This is a genomic window from Plantibacter sp. Leaf1 (assembly GCF_001421315.1).
In the GTDB taxonomy this organism is placed as follows: Bacteria; Actinomycetota; Actinomycetes; order Actinomycetales; family Microbacteriaceae; genus Plantibacter.
The window spans coordinates 2,214,564-2,229,817 of the sequence record NZ_LMJX01000002.1 but is presented as its reverse complement, the minus strand read 5'-3'; the positions used below and the strand labels follow the sequence as shown (position 1 = coordinate 2,229,817).

Here is a 15,254-nt window from a genome sequence, read left to right as displayed (position 1 = left end):
GCAGGGGCACCGCCTGGAGGTCGGCGCCCATTGCCAGCGGTTTGTACGCGAAAGCGAACGCGTTTCGAGAGGTGTTGCGAGCCTGACGAGGTTCGCAACACCCCTACATTTAGCGGTGCTAGTCAGCTGCCACCGGGTCAGATGTGAGCGTCTCGCTCACCTGCGTTGGCAGGAGGCCATGGCCCGCCATGGTTTGGCCAACCAGGTCCGAGAGCTGGGCAGGTGTTCTGCCATCCTTTGCCGCGAGAATCTCGCTCCAGGCTTGCACAGTGTCGTTTGCAACTCTCTCGACCTCCAACAGCCCCACATGATGCACCTCCGTATGTGCTCCTTTGACACCATCAATATCTACGCCGGGCTTCGGAGAAATGATGATCGTCGCGCTACCAGGCGGCGGAGGGGTGTGGCCACGGTCGGAGGCGAGAAGTTGAAGTTGGTCGTTCGCTTGACGGACCTCCTTATGAGAAATCACACCGGTAAGTTCATGGTCGGACTTAGCCTCCATTGCCAACCACAGGTGGTTCTCCCAACACCAGGTCGAATCACATCGACCCTTGGCAGGAGGCTTCTGTGCCTCAGCGCCGAGCAGCTTGCCAAGCGCCGTCAGGGCGGGCTCATACTTTCCTGGGTCTCGCTGGCTGAGGCCCGCCAGCATCTCGCCGGCTTGCCGGTTGTGCCTGCCGACATTCACTCCGGCGCTCAGAATACTCACGATTTTCGTCACCGCTGACGCGTCTGCTGGCGCGAGGCCATGTGGAGCGACAGTTGCGAGCGTCGGCATCTCGCGTGTCCAGGTGCCTTCGGCGGTATTTTCGGCCTGACCGATCAGCCTCCCGGCGGTAGCGTGTGCTCCCGGTTCGGATGCAGCATGCAGTTCAGTCCAAACGCCGGCTAGGTACAGCCACACAGCGCGGTATCCCCGGGTCGCGTTCCCGCCGCTTCCGATGATTCGCGCTGCCTCCAGCGCTTTCGCGGCAGCTCTGTCCCATTGGCTCGTGGCCGCAAACCCACATGCTTCCACTTCGTACTGCACGGACCTCCCAAGAGCGTCGCTGCCCTCGGGTAAGTTCTGCACAGCTTGTCGGCGTGCCTTGGCGATGTGGGGCTCCGCCCCCGAACGCCAGGTTTCGCCTTGGTCGAGGAACGCGTCAACGTTGCCGAGGACCTCCTGGACTGATACCTCGGTACTGTTCCGTCTCCCGAACTGGATTTCTGCTTGGAGATCAGGTTCGAGGGCATTGATTGTCTCTGGCTGCTGCAGGTACTTTGTCAGTCCTCGGTCGAGGATGACAACTATGGCTGCGTCGTTCGGTTGACGGGTGGCGCGGCCTGCACCTTGCACAACACGTGTTCGGACGCGCTCAGCAATTGCGGCTCCGGCTTTTGCGCGGCCGTACAGGAAACGCTCCTGCAGGCTGTCCTGATCGGGTTTGCCGTCGAGGACAACGACTCGGCATGCATCATCAGGGAGATCGATCCCGTCATAGCGGCTCGCTAGGGCGCAGATACCTTTCTCCAGGTCAGCGAACGGCTGCATTCCGTCGGCGACCTCATCGATGCCGAGAACGGGCCAATCCTTCTCTGCCAGTTTCTTGCCAAGTTCGATGGCGCGTCCAGTCTCTGGTCCAAGAACGAGAGCTTTCCCAGCACGGGCAACGATCTGCTTAGTGACCTCGACCGGGTCAACACCGGTCATCAGCTCGGGGAAGACGAAGAAGCGTCGGCCGGATCGTGGCGTCGGCGCGGTGTCAGGGAGGCGTAGGCGAGAAATCTGTTCTCGCCCGAAGGCGCGCTCTATTTCGCCGCCGACACCGAGCGTCGCCGACAGGTAGATTCGCTGCCGGGCGCGGGCGAATATCTTATTGTTGCTCGTAGGTGGGATGACGGGCCGAATGAGTATCCCGCCGTAGCTCACATACGCTAGGCAAGCAGCGAGCCCTGAACGGATAACGGCGAGGTCAAATTTGAACTTATCTAGCGATGCCAGAGTCGCGTCCAGTCGTTCCAGCATTCCATCAGTCATAGATGGCACCACGAGGCGAACGGATTCGTTGATGCTGGCGTCTGGGTAGTCTTCCTCAAGCCGGTTCGCGAACACCCCATCAAGGGCTGGTCGGATGGCTTGGAGGACCTCAAAGTACTCGGTGCGATTTTTGCCGCGTTTAATATCAATCGCGTAGGACTCGCCGACATACTGTTCGCCGGCGTGGGCGTCGTCAAAGATAATAAGGTCCGATACTTCAACGTGTGGATTGCTGTTGAAGATCGTACTGTACGTAACTATCGCGATTTTCTCCGCGGCCTCAAAAGCCGTCTGATCCGGCATCGGCCAGTTTTGGTGCGACCCGATGAGGGTAACCGCTTTGACGCCTTCACGGTCAGCTGTGGCTTGAACTTGTTTCACGAGTTGTTTCGTCGGGCATGCATAAAGTACGCGCTTGCCGGTGTGGCGTCTCACCCACTCAGCTAGGAGTAGGCCGGTGAGGGTCTTACCGGTCCCAGTCGGCAGCTCGATCGCAAGATCGGAGGTGTCTTGGTGCTCATCCATGTAAAGGCGGAGCAGGTCCACTTGGTGGGACCAGAGGCCTGGGACTGCACCGCGCCGTCTTGGCAAATCGATATAGAGATCCTCGGGGTTCGCTGGCGCTTGTCCCTCGGTGATGGTGCCCTTGAACGCCATGTTGCCCCTTTGCATTAGGTGATTTCGACGAGCCTAAAGCAACAGTAGGTGCGTGCGGCATCCATTGATAGTTCTTTAGTGGTGTCTAGCGGTTTCGGGGCAACTACCTTGCCTGAGCACCGCCGAACCCGCGACCGCTAGATTCCATACCCCTCTAAGCCGCCTCGTGACATTCGCGCATGGGTCGATCGACTTGACTGCGGACGACCTCACCGCCCTCGACGAGCTGTTCCCCGGCCCGGGCGGCCAGGCGCCCGAGGCCTACGCCTGGTAGGAGCGTGCGACGCGGCCGACCGCCTCGGTGACGGCGGTCGGCCCTTCGTTCAGTTCGAGGATCCGTCGGCTGATGGTCGGCTCGAGGACGAGCGCTTCGAGGACGGCCGCCACGTCGTCGCGGGTGATCTCGTCGTGGAGTTCGGCCGGCCCCAGGGCGACCGTCCCTCGACCCGGGTCGTCGGTCAGCAGGGATGGTCGCAGGATGACCCAGTCGATCGGTTCGCGGGTGAGCACCACCTCGGCGCGCTTCTTAACCGAGAAGTAGTGCTCCTCCTCGTCGCTCAGTGATCGCTCGCGCCACGCTTCGGGCAGGACGGAGAGCAGGATCAGGCGAGTCTGCGTGCCGCTGAGCGCCTCCGACACGCGGGTGAGGGCGGCGTCGTCGATGGCGTCCGTCACGTCCGGGTGTCCGGCGTTCGAGCCGGCAGTGAAGACGACGACGTCGAAGCCCGAGACCATCGCCGCGATCTCCTGCGTGGTAGCGAGAGCGAGCTCGCCCGAGACCGTCGTCACGCCGTCGGCATGGAGGGCCTCGGCCTGCTGCGTCGACCTCGTGAGGCCCGAGACGGTCATCCCTCGCGTGCGGAGGCGGCTCGCGAGGAGCCGACCGACCCGGCCCGAGATCCCGAAGATGAAGACCCGCGGCAGCGGTTCTTCGCTCGTGGCGGTGGCTGGGGTGGTGGGTGACGTCATGGGTGGTCCTTCCATTGTCGATCAACCTACCATTAGTAACTTACTGTCGGTAGGTAGTATCGACGGATGGGATCCACCACGACCGACGGCGCGTCGACCTCGAGGCGTCGTCTCTCCTGGGATGACCGTCACGCCCAGTTGCTCGACGCCTTCCGCGATCTCGTCCGCACGCACGACATGGACGACGTGACGCTGGCGCGGGTGGCCGCGCACGCGGGGGTGACGAAGCCGGTGGCCTACGATCACTTCGGAGACCGTTCGGGTCTGCTGTCGGAGGCGTACCGTGCGTTCGAGGCTCACCAGCGGGACGCCTTGCTGGAGGCGCTCGCTCGGGCGCCGCGCGACCTCGCCGCGGTGTCGGCCCTGGTCGCAGAGGCCTACATCGGCTGCTGCATCGCCGAGGGGATCGAGCTCGCGGCCGTGGTGTCGGCACTCAGCGGCTCGGCGACGTTGAGTGCGCTCCGGTCGGAGGCGGAGCAGGCGTACCTCGAGATCTGTCGTGAGGCGCTGGAGCCCTTCACCGGCCCGCTCGACCCGGCGCCGTTGAGCGCCATCGTCGGCGCGGGCGATGCCCTCGCCCGGAGTGCCCTGTCAGGGTCGATGTCGACCGCCCGGGCCTGCGAGACCCTCGCCGTGGTCGTCCGAGCCGTCGCCCTGGCCTCGGCCGTACCGAGTGCTCCGCCGGCTCGCACGACCTGAGCGACCGCTCCGACGATGCTGCCCGGTGCGTCGGAGCGTATCGACGCCTAGCGTTGGGTCATGGCTTCGGACACCTTCGGCATCTTCCTGAACGGTTCGTGCTCCGGTCAGCGGCATATGGTGTGACTACTCATGAGCCACTTCTCCATTGTTCCCGCGTCGTATGTCTTCCTGCGCCGCGATCGATCAGTCCTGCTGCAGCGACGGCAGAACACCGGGTACATGGACGATTGTTGGTCAGCGGGTGCCGCCGGTCATGTCGAGCTCGGTGAAACTGCGGCGTCTGCCGCAATCCGTGAGGCGAGGGAAGAGCTCGGCGTCGAGGTGGCACTCGAGGCGCTCTCGGCTGTGGTGGTCATGCAGCGTACCGATGGTACGGAGAACCCGATGGAACAGCGCGTCGACTGGTTCTTCGTCTGCGATGTCTGGGGTGGTGAACCACTGATCCGAGAACCGATCAAGTGCGCAGAACTGGCGTGGTTCCGCCTCGACGATCTGCCGGTCGACCTGCCCGCTCACGAGCGGCTTGCATTGGACGCCCTGCGCGAGGGGCACAGGTCAGCGCTCCTCACGTTCGGGTTCTGACCAGCTGCCCTCATCGATCGCTGACATAGACGACGACCGGCCACCAGGGCAGACTGTCTTCGATGAGGCTGCAACCCACATCCGAGGACGATTTCGACGCACTGCGTCATCTGTTCGATGATCCTTCCTTCCATGGTTGGGGAGGACCGGGACGGCTGTCCGACGAGCTCATCCGCGCCAAGTACCTTGGCGCACGACTTCCCGATGTCGAGTGCTTCCTCGTCCTGGTCGACGACGACGCGGTCGGACTCGTCCAGCTCCACACCGACGGAGCGGAGGGTGCCGGGGTCGACCTCATCCTGTCGCCCTCCGCGAGAGGCCAAGGCACCGGTCGACAGGTGGTCGAGGCCATGCTCTCCCGCGCGCGAGCCAGGAACATCGCTCGGCTCACCGTCGACCCGGAGGTCCGGAACGAGCGCGGCGTCCGGTTCTGGCGAGCCGTCGGGTTCGAGCCGCGTCAGACGGTTGCCGACCACGCTGGACGAGCGCCTTATGTCCTGCTGTCCCGCAGCACCGAGGCGACCCCGTAGCGACCGGGGCAGGCGACACCGTACGCCGTCCGATCGTGCGGTCGTTCCGTGCGCGTGGTCGAGCGCACCGTTAGGGTCTCCCCATGACGACTCCCCGCAAACCACGAGAAGTCAACCTCGCTGTACCGCTCATTCTCGCCTCGGCGATGTTCGTCGGGATGTGCGTCGGGTTCAGTTCCCACAACGCCTTCCTCGGCGTTGTGGTCGGCGTCGCCGATGCCGCCCTGCTCTGCGCACTGGAATGGGCGCTCCGCCGGAGGCGCCGGAACAAGCAAGGCGTCTGAACCGAATCCTCGGCGGCCGGCCACCTCGGTCGAGGGCGCGCACGGCCAGCTCCACCCCGACCAAGCGGGGGCGGCGGGATCGACCTCATCCCGCCGCCTTCCGCTCGAGGTCAGGACGCGGGTGCCGCAGCGATCGGCTGCTGCAGTTCGGTGACCCAGTCGGACTGATCCTCCGACACCGCCCGCACGTAGAGCTCGCGGCAGGGCCCCGCCGGCACGAAGCCCCGGGCGAGGATCTCGGCGTGGATGGACTGCCAGCTCTCGGCGATGCGGTCCATCGACCCGAGGTGGATGCCACAGATCGCCAGGCTCTCGGCCGGCAGCTCGACGACCTCGAAACCGTCACGGGGCGCGCCGTTGTAGGCGTAGCCGACGACGACCTCGGTGCCGTCCTCGCTCGCGTGGTATTGCGCGATCGGCGTGGTCAGCGAACCGCTCTCGTCGCCGATGATGGACGCGACCGCGTCGAACGAGGGGCCGACGAAGTCCGCGATGTCCGGCTGTGAGGGGACGACGCCACGACGGGCGGCCAGGCGAACGGCGGGCAGGGGCTTCTCGATGATCTCGATCTCCGACATGTGATGCTCTCTTTCGATGAGGTGGAGCCGCCGTTCCACATCGATGAGTCGTGCGGCCGCGATGCGGTGCTCGCGTTCGACCTCGGCTCGACGCACCTGCAACAACCGGGCGATGCGCGCGGCATCCACCCCTTGGTCGAGGATCAGGGCGATGTCTTCAAGACCGAAGCCGAGATGGCGAAGCGCCACGATCCGGTGCAGTCGTTCCAACTGCGAAGGATCGTACGAGCGGTAGCCGCTGGACTCATCCACATGGGCAGGCACGAGCAGACCTGCGGTGTCCCAATGCCGGAGCATCCGGTGGGTCACCTGGCCGATCTGCGCGAACGCTCCGATGGACAACATGTCTCAGTTCTCCCTCCTCACACGGTGTCAGAGTCAAGCGTTCAGTTCTGAGCGCGTCGCGCGTGGGTGCGTGCCTTCATCCGGTTGCCGCACACCGCCATCGAGCACCACTTCGCGGTTCCGGGGCGACTGTGGTCGACGAGGAACAGGCTGCATTCGTCGTTCGCGCACGGGCGAAGGCGCCCGGGGAACTCCGCGACGACGCTCGACCACGCCAACACGACGCCCGCCACGAGGCGGTCGTCTTCGGGGACCTGCAGCTCCCAGACCACGCCGCCGGGCGTGACGCGCGGCGTCCGAACCGCATCCCCGAGGATGCCTGCGAGCTCTCGGGTCGCCCCGCCGTCCTCGCCGCGGACGACGGCCTGGAGCGCCTGCCTCGCACGCCGAAGGCGGGCCACCTCGTCCGCGGACCCGGTGCCACCCCAGCTGCGCGCGAGGTCTCGCCCGGCTGCACCCTCGAGACGGTCCGTCGGGGCACCCTCGATGACCGGCGCGCTGTTCAGCACGTTCAGCAGCAGCTCCTCGTCGCGAAGCATCGTTCTCCGTTCTCGCGCCGTGTGGCGCCATGAATCCATGCTACCGTCTGGCTAACCAGTAAAACAATCTAAAGGGGTTAGCAATGGTCACCGTCCACCACCGCACCGTCTCCGTCGATGGGCTCGACGTCTTCTACCGCGAAGCCGGCCCGGCCGACGCCCCCGTGCTCCTGCTCCTGCACGGGTACCCGAGCAGCTCCCACATGTTCCGCCACCTCATCCCGGCACTGGCCGACCGCTACCGTGTCATCGCTCCGGACCACATCGGCTTCGGTCGCTCCGCCGCCCCCTCGGTCGACGAGTTCGAGTACACCTTCGCGGCCCTCGCCGGCGTGACCGGCCGGTTCCTCTCGACCATCGGCGTGACGCAGTACACGATCTACGTCCAGGACTACGGCGCGCCGGTCGGCTGGCGTCTGGCGCTCGCCGACCCCGCTGCCGTCGTCGGCGTCATCTCCCAGAACGGCAACGCCTACGAAGAGGGCTTCGTGCCCGGCTTCTGGGACCCGATCTGGGCCGACGCCGCCGAACGCACCACCGAGACGCGCGACGCACTCCGTCCCGCCCTCGGCCGGGAAGCCGTCGAATGGCAGTACACGCACGGCGTGCCGGATCCGACGACCGTCGACCCCGACGCCTGGGAGCATGACCTCGCGCTCCTCGCCCGACCGGGCCAGGACGACGTGCAGCTGGCGCTGTTCCGCGACTACACGACCAACCGCGAGCTGTACCCGGCGGTGCACGAGTGGCTCCGCACCTCGCAGGTGCCGGTGCTCGCGATCTGGGGGCGGAACGACGAGATCTTCGCCGCCGCCGGCGCCACGGCGTTCACGCGCGACGCCCCGCACGCTCGCATCGAACTCGTCGACGGCGGACACTTCCTCCTCGAATCCGACCTCGACCTCGTCGCCGACGCCATCACGAGCTGGCTCGCGACGAACGACCGCAGCGCCTAGCCCGACGGATCGGTCGATCCGTCTCCGACCACCCCGGCGGGATCGGGCGGCCGTCCGCACGAGCGGTCGGCCGCCTGGCCGTCGGCTCGGGAGGCTGAGCGACGCAGCCCCTTCACGCCTCGATACCCGAGCCACAAGCCGAACGGGACGAGGAGCGCCAACCCGATGAGCTCCGAGCTCTGAGCCCGGGACGGTGTGTGTTCTGCCACCTGATGACTCCTTCGTGGAGCGGGCGCATCGATACACTCACTGCATGGGAGTGGTCGGCATCGGCGGGTTGTTCTTCCGCAGTCGTGATCCATCAGCGCGCGCGGCGTGGTACCGAGAGCATCTCGGCATCGAAGCCGGCGCCGAGGGCGAAGGTGCCGTCTGGATGCAGGAGGCCGGCGCGACCGTCTTTGCTCCGTTCTCGACAACGAGCGAGTACTTCGATGACGACCAGCCGTTCATGCTCAACCTCCGCGTCACAGGCTTGGACGCTCTGATTGCGCAGCTGGAAGGCGCCGGGATCGACGTCGAGCGTCGGACCGAATGGGAGTCGGACTACGGCCGGTTCGTCCGTCTACACGACCCGGAGGGGCTCCCCATCGAACTCTGGGAGCTCGGCGAGTAGCACGCGTCGCGGCGTTCATTGCCCCGAGTCGGGCCGCTTTCCGTCATACTGCCCGATCGCGGTTCGCTCCTCAGCCCGCGAGGAAGCGCCGTAGCGCGTCGTAGGCTGGCGTCGGCTCGCCGTCGTCGAACAGGAGGTCGTGGCCCTGCTGCAGAGCGCCGTCGTCGTCGATGAACCAGTCGTAGGCGTCGTCCACGCCCCAGCTCGTGTACGACACGCAGGCGTCCGAGCCGAGGCACGCCGCGAGGACGGTGGCGTACTGCTCCGCCTGGACGTCCTCACCCTCGTCGTCCGGGACGTCGTTCTCGGAGATGCGGACGACGAGCCCCGCATCCGCGAAGGTGTCGAACGTCGTCGCGAGGTCCTCCGCTGAGAGTGCATCGGTGTCGAGGTCGTAGACGTGGGCTTGCAGGCCGACGCCGTCAATATGGCCACCCTGCGCGTTCGTGTCGAGGGCGAGCTGCAGCAGGGCGTCCTGCCGGGGACCCGGCACATCGGCGCCGTTCTCGTTGATGAACTGCTCGACGTCCGGGTCCGCGTCGTAGACCGCGGTCGAGACCACCACCGGATACGACGGCCCGAAGACGCGGTACCAGACGTTCTCCTGCAAGCTCGTGCCCTGATCGACGTCGAACGGTTCGTTCACGACGTCGAGCGAATCGAGCCGGCCGCGGAAGTGCGAGACCACGGTGTGCACGTAGTCGAGCAGGACCGCGGCGCTCGCCTGACGCTGCGACTCGGAGTCGGCGGGCAGGTCGCGCATCCAGCCGGGCATCGCCTCGGTGAACGCGATGGTGTGGCCGTGCACCGCGATCCCGGACTTCGCTGCGAGGTCGAGGAGCGCGTCGGCCTCCTCGAAGTGGTACTCACCCTGCCTGGGGGAGAGTGCTTGCGGCTTCATCGCGTTCTCCGGGGTGATGAGGCCGACGTTCCCCACGAGGTTCTCCGCGTACGCCGCGTCCGAGACGAGCGGACCGAGTGCCGCCGCCGCGCCGATCAGGAAGCCCGGTCGAGCGCGGGAGGCGAGCGCCTGCAGCCCCTCCGGAGATCGTTCCGCCTCGCCCACGGCAGGACCTGCGGCGACCAGTGCGGCACCGGCCGGTGCCGTGGCGGTCAGCGAACCGACCGTGAAGGACCCCTCCTCGCTCGAGAACCCCAACCAGAGTCCGCCGGAGTCGAAGACCCCGCCGAGGGGGAACGACGACAGCGTCTCACCGTCGCTCGCGATCTCGAGTCGGTCGCCGGAACGATGTACGGAGAGTTCCGCCCCGGGGTCGGCGAGCGTCACCTCCTCGTCCTCCACCGGCGCAGGGTCGGTCACGTCCTCCGGTGCGGAGCCGTCGAAGACCGCGATGCGGAGATCGTCGCCGCGGAGCGTGAGCGTGAGCCCCGCGGGCTGGATCAGGAACTCGTCGGCGACGATGGGCGGGCGGGCGAGGACGGCCAGGGTGGCGTCCGCGGTCACGTCCGTGAACGACGTCCTGAGGGTGAAGTCGTCCGGGGCATCGAGGTGCACGCCCGCGAGATTGACCGGCGGGTTCGGTTGGCCTCCACCGCCGTCCTGTTCGACGATGGTCCGTCCCGTCGCGGTCACCCGCAGCTCATCGCCGTCTGCGACGATGCCGGGCACGTGCTGCCAATCGTGCTCCAGGAGGTCGATGACCGTCTCCCGCTCGGAGGGGGAGCCGGTCGGAGTGCAGCCGACCAGGGCGAGGACGAGGGCGACCGCCGCTCCGCTCGCGAGGCTCCGTCTGCTGGCGATCGACATGTGAGGAGCGTAAGCGACGGCGGGGGCGCGTGCCGGCTACCGGCCGCTCGCGAGGCTGACGGCTTGGAGGCCCACGACCACGGCGTTGACCGGCACGGCGATGACGAGCACGGAGATCGCGCCGATGGCGGCGATGATCGAGTACCGAGGGGTCCGCTTGTGGACCTTCGCCTGGAGGACGAGCGTGACGACGGGCGGAGCGATCGCGATCACCGCGCCGAGGATGAACCCGCCGAGCATCCCGCCACCGCTCAGTCGGTCCTCGGATGGCCCGAACTCGCCCTGCAGGGCGAACGACAGTTGGACGAACCAGCTCACCACCAGCAGCGCGAACAGGAGCAGGGTGATCCCGATGCCGGCCGCTCGACCGGTGACCGGTCCCTCCTGCTCGGTGAGCCAGGAAGCATCATCCGGCTTGGCAGGCGTTTCGCCGGAGCTCGACCCCGACGGCGGTTGCACGGTCGGCCGCTCTTCGTCGCCCGCACGCTGGTCATCACTCACGGCTCACCCCTCGTCAGTCGGTCGGACGCCGGCGTCCCGGCATCCTCGTCAGCCTATGCCGCCTCACCCCGCCAGCGCCTTCCGCACCTGCGCGGAGAGCAGCGGCACCGTCTCCTCCTGGAACCACGGGTTCTTCGTACGCCAACCGCGCGCGAGCGGCGACGGGTGCACGATCGGGAAGAACGGGAGGTGCGACTCCGCTGCCCGGACGTTCTCCGTGAGGGTGCGCCCGGCCCGCGGACCGAGGTAGGCGCGCTGCGCGTAGGCGCCGATGAGGATCGTGAGGCGCACCTCGGTCAATTGCTCGAGCACCCGCGGATGCCAGCGAGCCGCGAAGTCGCGGCGCGGCGGCAGGTCGCCACTCGTCCCCTTGCCCGGGAAGTAGAAGTCCATCGGCACGATCGCCACGTTCGCCGGGTCGTAGAACTCCTCGGGCGTCACACCCATCCATGAGCGGAGCAGGACACCACTCGGGTCGTTCCAGGGGATGCCGGACTCCTGCGCCAGCCGTCCCGGCGCCTGACTGATGATGAGCACCCGAGCCTCGGGGGACGCGACGAAGAGCGGCTCCCACCCGAGCTCCCTCGCCCAAGTGTTCGACGCGTGGGTGGCGACCTCGGCACGGAGACGATCGATCGGATGCATCCCTGCAGTCTTCCATCGAGTGCGCAATAGGGTGAGGGGATGGACGACGACCAGCGGCGACGGCGCCTCATCCCCGAGCCTGTGGACCGGTTCGCGACCGGCGAGGAGTACCCGGAGTACCGGGTCGACCTCGAACGGATCCGCTTCTCCCCGTACTTCGCCCGGCTGTCGGCCGTGACGCAGGTCGTGTCGCCGTCCGGCGTCGGCCAGGTGGTCCACAACCGGCTCACGCACTCGATCAAGGTCACCGCCGTCGCCCGGGCCATCGCGATGCAACTGACGACGACGGACCCGGCGCAGGCCGCGATCGTCGAGCGCCTCGGCGGCTGCGACCCCGTCGTCGTGCAGGCAGCCGCCAGCGCCCACGACCTCGGCCACCCGCCGTTCGGCCACCTCGGCGAGCAGGTCCTCGACCGCCTCGCACGGGAGCGCCTCGGGCTCGCCGAGGGCTTCGAGGGCAACGCGCAGTCGTTCCGCATCCTCTCCGCGCTCGACGTGTGCGAGACGGTGAAGGAGGGCCTCAACCTCACCGCCGCCTCCCGCGCCGCCGTGCTCAAGTACCCGTGGGGCCGCACCGTCCACCGCCCCGACCTCGACCCGGCGGACCCCACCCGGATGCCGCGCGGCTCGACCGCGAGTCGCTGGGAGACGGCGCCACCGAAGTTCTCCGCGTACACGCTCGACCTCGACGACATGCTCGACGCCCGCGGTGCGTTCACGGCGATCACGCCCTGGCAGCAGACCGTCGAATGCTCCGTGATGGACGTGGCCGACGACATCGCCTACTCCCTGCACGACCTCGACGACTTCTACCGGGCCGGCGTGCTCCAGCAGGCGGCCGTCGCCGTCGAGTTCCGCACCTTCCTCCGGGATCAGCGCGCCCTCGCAGCACTCGACGCCGACGAGCTGTGGAACCGGGCACCCGGCCACTCGCTCGAACTGTTGCGACGGCGGATCGTCTCCCGCGACCCGTGGATCGCGAGCGACGAGCACTTCCGCGCCTCCGTGCAGCGGGTCGCGACCGAACTCGTCGAAGGGCTCCTCGCCGTCCCCTTCGACGGTTCGAGCCGCACCGAGCGCGCCATCGAGTCGTTCGTCTCCTCCTGGATCGGCCGCCTGCAACGGTCCGTCCTCGTCGTCGAGGAGCCCAACGTGCGCTCCGGTCACGTGGCGCTCCTGCCCGAGGCCTGGCACGACGTCACCGTGCTCAAGTTCGTCCACACGCGCTTCGTCATCGACCGACCCGACTTCGCCACCTACCAGCGAGGACAGTCGCGCGTCCTCGACGTCCTCGTCAGTGAACTCGACCGCTGGCTCGACGATCCCCGCGACGGCCCGCGTGCGCCGCAGAAGCTCCTCGACTTCGTCGAACTGGCCACCGACGGCTACTTCCGCCTGCGAGCCGACAACCCGGACTGGCTGCCCGACGACCCGGAGACCGGACGCCCACTGGCCGAGCCGAGCGCCCTCGGACGCCTCGGCCGGGCCCGCGGGATCCTCGACTACGTCGCCTCACTCACCGATGAACAGGCGACGGCGCTCGCCGCCAGACTGCGCGGAGACCGCGAGGCCTGGGCCTTCGGCAGCTAGGTGTCGGCTGAGCGGCGGACGGCTATCCGAATGCCCCTGGCGCAATTCGGATAGTTCCGAGCGCGGTATTACTAGAACATCTAGCGTTATCCCCGGCACCGGGAATCACCTCGGTCCCGAAACAGAAGGGATGGCGCGCTCATGGGAAACCTCCTCTACGGAACCCCTCCGACTCCGCACGAGATCGAAGACCGGCTCCTCGCGCACCTGCAGACGGTGATCTTCACGAAGTTCCGCCGCAACGAGAGCTTCGCCTTCCACCTTGAAGCCGTCCCCGGTCGTGGGACGGGTCGTCAGTCGCTGTGGCTGAACCCGATGATCCCCCTCCAGTTCTCCTTCTACGGCAGCCGTGCACCGGAGCTCAACCGGGAATGGCTCGCCGCGCTCCTCGAGCAGGCCAACAGCGCGAAGGGCATGCGCGTCGTACCCGAGCCTGCCGCCGGCGCCACCAAGCGCGTCGAGTCCGCAGCCTAGGCACGCGGCTCCGCGACCGCGGATCGAACACCGCCACGACGAGCTCCGGCCGTCGGGCGTCCATGACACACCAGTTGGGGGTGGGACCATGCCGATCTCGATCCCTGGCGCGCCCGACTTCTTCGAGTTGGACGATGCGCGCACCGTCGGGCGACTGCTCGACCGCACCGACGTCGTCTTCGAGACCTCCCACTCCGGCGCCGACGTCGCGGGTGGTCTGTCCCTCAGCCGGTCCGCCATCGCACTCGATGTCGGCGGCGATACCGTCCGCGTCCTGACGAGATACATCGTCGCCTGGTCACTTCGCGCCGAGGGTGGGCTGACGGTGCTGACGATCTGGTCGGAGCGCCCGACCGCCGTGCACGAGACGACGATGCTGCCACGCTTCGCGCCGATGGCGTCGTCCGCGCTGACCGGTGTCCTCGGGGCCGAACACGGCTTCCTGCAAGGGACCGCCTGACAAGCTGTGGACTGCTCTGCCGCCGGACGCCTCGCTGAAGGTGACAGTTCGGGAACGGCGTGAGATTCTATGAACGATGAGCGAACACGGTGGGCCCGCTGAGCGGTCCGAGGTCGCAGGTCGCGATGTCGATGAGGCTCGAGACCTGTTCTCCGACGCGTACAACGCCGGCGAGATGGTCATCGAACCCACGGCATCCGCCTTCACCTTCCGGTACACGGCGATCGGCGATGACGAGCTGACGCTGCGCGCCACCCAGTTCGCCGGTCGCGTCACCGGGACGGTGCTCACGCAGGGCGAGTACATCGTGTCGTGGTTGACGGCCGGGGAGGGTGCGACCGACCTGGCCGGCGCACCGGTCAAGCTCGAGTACGGCCGGCCCGCGATGTTCGCGAACGATCGGCTCGCCGAGTTCGACTTCACCGACTACCGCCAGAACCTCATGCACTTCGACGGGTCGTTCCTGGAACGGGTCGCGGGAGAGGTCGAGGGCACGAGCGGTCCGATCCTGTTCGACACGACGGCGCGACCGAGCGGCGAGCAGCTCCGACGCTGGGCGGCCTCGGTCACCACCGTCGCGAGCGTCGTGTACGACGACGCCAGCCCGGCGCTCCTCCGCGCGGAGGCGAACCGTGCTGCGGCGATCGCCCTCTTGGAGACGTTCCCGCACACCGCGCTGCACGCACCGGTCGAGATCGGACTGCCGTCGGGCGGCAAGACCCGCGCCGCCGTCGAGTACATGATCGCCAACGCGCACCTGCCCATCCGCACCGAGGACGTGGCCGATGCAGTCGGGATGAGCCAACGGAGTCTGCAGACGGCATTCCGCCGCGAGCACGACATCACCGCGATCGACTACCTGCGACGCGTGCGACTCGACCGCGTGCAGGAGGAACTCCGCAGGTCCGATCCCGGTCGTGCCACCGTCGCTGAGATCGCGCAGCGGTGGGGCTTCGCCCACCTCGGACGGTTCTCCGCCTCGTACACGAACCGCTTCGGCGAGTATCCGAGCACGACGCTCGGCTCCTGACCGCCGGC

The 15,254-nt window shown here is 67.3% G+C and carries 18 protein-coding genes; 10 read left to right on the top strand and 8 right to left on the bottom strand.

Going from position 1 to position 15,254, the window contains the following annotated elements; genetic code table 11:
- Positions 1–118 precede the first annotated feature (118 nt).
- A complete protein-coding gene (locus ASE44_RS18230; RefSeq protein ID WP_082456081.1) occupies positions 119–2,680 on the bottom strand; it encodes a DEAD/DEAH box helicase family protein in 2,562 nt (853 codons plus the stop codon).
- Between the two features lie 261 nt (positions 2,681–2,941).
- Complete coding sequence (locus ASE44_RS12755) at positions 2,942–3,649, bottom strand: NAD(P)H-binding protein (protein ID WP_056780372.1); 708 nt, start codon at positions 3,647–3,649, stop codon at positions 2,942–2,944.
- A gap of 66 nt (positions 3,650–3,715) precedes the next feature.
- On the opposite strand from ASE44_RS12755, the gene ASE44_RS12750 reads away from it, so the two are divergent.
- The 4 genes from ASE44_RS12750 to ASE44_RS18575 all read left to right on the top strand — a co-directional run bounded on the left by ASE44_RS12750 (position 3,716) and on the right by ASE44_RS18575 (position 5,747).
- Positions 3,716–4,348: a TetR/AcrR family transcriptional regulator gene (locus tag ASE44_RS12750; RefSeq protein ID WP_056780370.1), complete on the top strand. Its 633-nt coding sequence runs from the start codon at positions 3,716–3,718 to the stop codon at positions 4,346–4,348.
- Between the two features lie 132 nt (positions 4,349–4,480).
- The gene (locus ASE44_RS12745; RefSeq protein WP_056780365.1) at positions 4,481–4,933 is read left to right on the top strand and encodes an NUDIX domain-containing protein; all 453 of its coding nucleotides are present in this window, start codon (positions 4,481–4,483) and stop codon (positions 4,931–4,933) included.
- Positions 4,934–4,995: 62 nt separating this feature from the next.
- Positions 4,996–5,463 (top strand): GNAT family N-acetyltransferase, encoded by a 468-nt coding sequence (locus ASE44_RS12740; RefSeq protein ID WP_056780363.1) that lies wholly within the window; start codon positions 4,996–4,998, stop codon positions 5,461–5,463.
- Positions 5,464–5,546: 83 nt separating this feature from the next.
- Positions 5,547–5,747, top strand: coding sequence for a hypothetical protein (locus tag ASE44_RS18575; protein ID WP_056780359.1), 201 nt, complete (start codon positions 5,547–5,549; stop codon positions 5,745–5,747).
- Between the two features lie 110 nt (positions 5,748–5,857).
- On the opposite strand, the gene ASE44_RS12735 is transcribed toward ASE44_RS18575, so the two are convergent.
- Together ASE44_RS12735 and ASE44_RS12730 are read right to left on the bottom strand one after the other, a co-directional pair.
- On the bottom strand, positions 5,858–6,670 hold the full coding sequence (locus ASE44_RS12735; protein ID WP_056780357.1) for a MerR family transcriptional regulator: 813 nt from the start codon (positions 6,668–6,670) through the stop codon (positions 5,858–5,860).
- A gap of 41 nt (positions 6,671–6,711) precedes the next feature.
- Positions 6,712–7,209, bottom strand: a complete 498-nt coding sequence (locus ASE44_RS12730; RefSeq protein ID WP_056780354.1) for a CGNR zinc finger domain-containing protein — start codon at positions 7,207–7,209, stop codon at positions 6,712–6,714.
- Positions 7,210–7,292: 83 nt separating this feature from the next.
- On the opposite strand from ASE44_RS12730, the gene ASE44_RS12725 reads away from it, so the two are divergent.
- The gene (locus ASE44_RS12725) at positions 7,293–8,165 is read left to right on the top strand and encodes an alpha/beta fold hydrolase (RefSeq protein ID WP_056010055.1); all 873 of its coding nucleotides are present in this window, start codon (positions 7,293–7,295) and stop codon (positions 8,163–8,165) included.
- On the opposite strand, the gene ASE44_RS12720 is transcribed toward ASE44_RS12725, so the two are convergent.
- Complete coding sequence (locus tag ASE44_RS12720) at positions 8,162–8,374, bottom strand: hypothetical protein (protein ID WP_056010053.1); 213 nt, start codon at positions 8,372–8,374, stop codon at positions 8,162–8,164. The genes ASE44_RS12725 and ASE44_RS12720 overlap by 4 nt on opposite strands.
- Positions 8,375–8,418: 44 nt before the next feature.
- On the opposite strand from ASE44_RS12720, the gene ASE44_RS12715 reads away from it, so the two are divergent.
- A complete protein-coding gene (locus ASE44_RS12715) occupies positions 8,419–8,778 on the top strand; it encodes a VOC family protein (RefSeq protein WP_056010052.1) in 360 nt (119 codons plus the stop codon).
- A 70-nt stretch (positions 8,779–8,848) separates the two neighbouring features.
- Here ASE44_RS12715 and ASE44_RS12710 read toward each other — a convergent pair whose 3' ends face one another.
- From ASE44_RS12710 to ASE44_RS12700, 3 genes are all read right to left on the bottom strand, one after another.
- The gene (locus ASE44_RS12710; RefSeq protein WP_056780349.1) at positions 8,849–10,546 is read right to left on the bottom strand and encodes an endo-1,4-beta-xylanase; all 1,698 of its coding nucleotides are present in this window, start codon (positions 10,544–10,546) and stop codon (positions 8,849–8,851) included.
- A gap of 36 nt (positions 10,547–10,582) precedes the next feature.
- A complete protein-coding gene (locus ASE44_RS12705; RefSeq protein WP_056780346.1) occupies positions 10,583–11,047 on the bottom strand; it encodes a hypothetical protein in 465 nt (154 codons plus the stop codon).
- Positions 11,048–11,110: 63 nt separating this feature from the next.
- Positions 11,111–11,692, bottom strand: a complete 582-nt coding sequence (locus ASE44_RS12700) for a uracil-DNA glycosylase family protein (RefSeq protein ID WP_056780343.1) — start codon at positions 11,690–11,692, stop codon at positions 11,111–11,113.
- 39 nt (positions 11,693–11,731) lie between these two features.
- Here ASE44_RS12700 and ASE44_RS12695 point away from each other — a divergent pair, with 39 nt between their 5' ends.
- The 4 genes from ASE44_RS12695 (at position 11,732) to ASE44_RS12680 (ending at position 15,246) form a co-directional block, all read left to right on the top strand.
- On the top strand, positions 11,732–13,282 hold the full coding sequence (locus ASE44_RS12695; protein WP_056780338.1) for a deoxyguanosinetriphosphate triphosphohydrolase family protein: 1,551 nt from the start codon (positions 11,732–11,734) through the stop codon (positions 13,280–13,282).
- Between the two features lie 141 nt (positions 13,283–13,423).
- Positions 13,424–13,756 (top strand): hypothetical protein, encoded by a 333-nt coding sequence (locus ASE44_RS12690; RefSeq protein WP_056010042.1) that lies wholly within the window; start codon positions 13,424–13,426, stop codon positions 13,754–13,756.
- Between the two features lie 88 nt (positions 13,757–13,844).
- Positions 13,845–14,216, top strand: a complete 372-nt coding sequence (locus tag ASE44_RS12685; RefSeq protein WP_056010040.1) for a hypothetical protein — start codon at positions 13,845–13,847, stop codon at positions 14,214–14,216.
- A gap of 76 nt (positions 14,217–14,292) precedes the next feature.
- Positions 14,293–15,246 carry a helix-turn-helix transcriptional regulator gene (locus ASE44_RS12680; RefSeq protein WP_056780336.1) on the top strand — a complete coding sequence of 318 codons (954 nt, stop codon included), beginning with the start codon at positions 14,293–14,295 and terminating at the stop codon, positions 15,244–15,246.
- Positions 15,247–15,254: the final 8 nt, after the last annotated feature.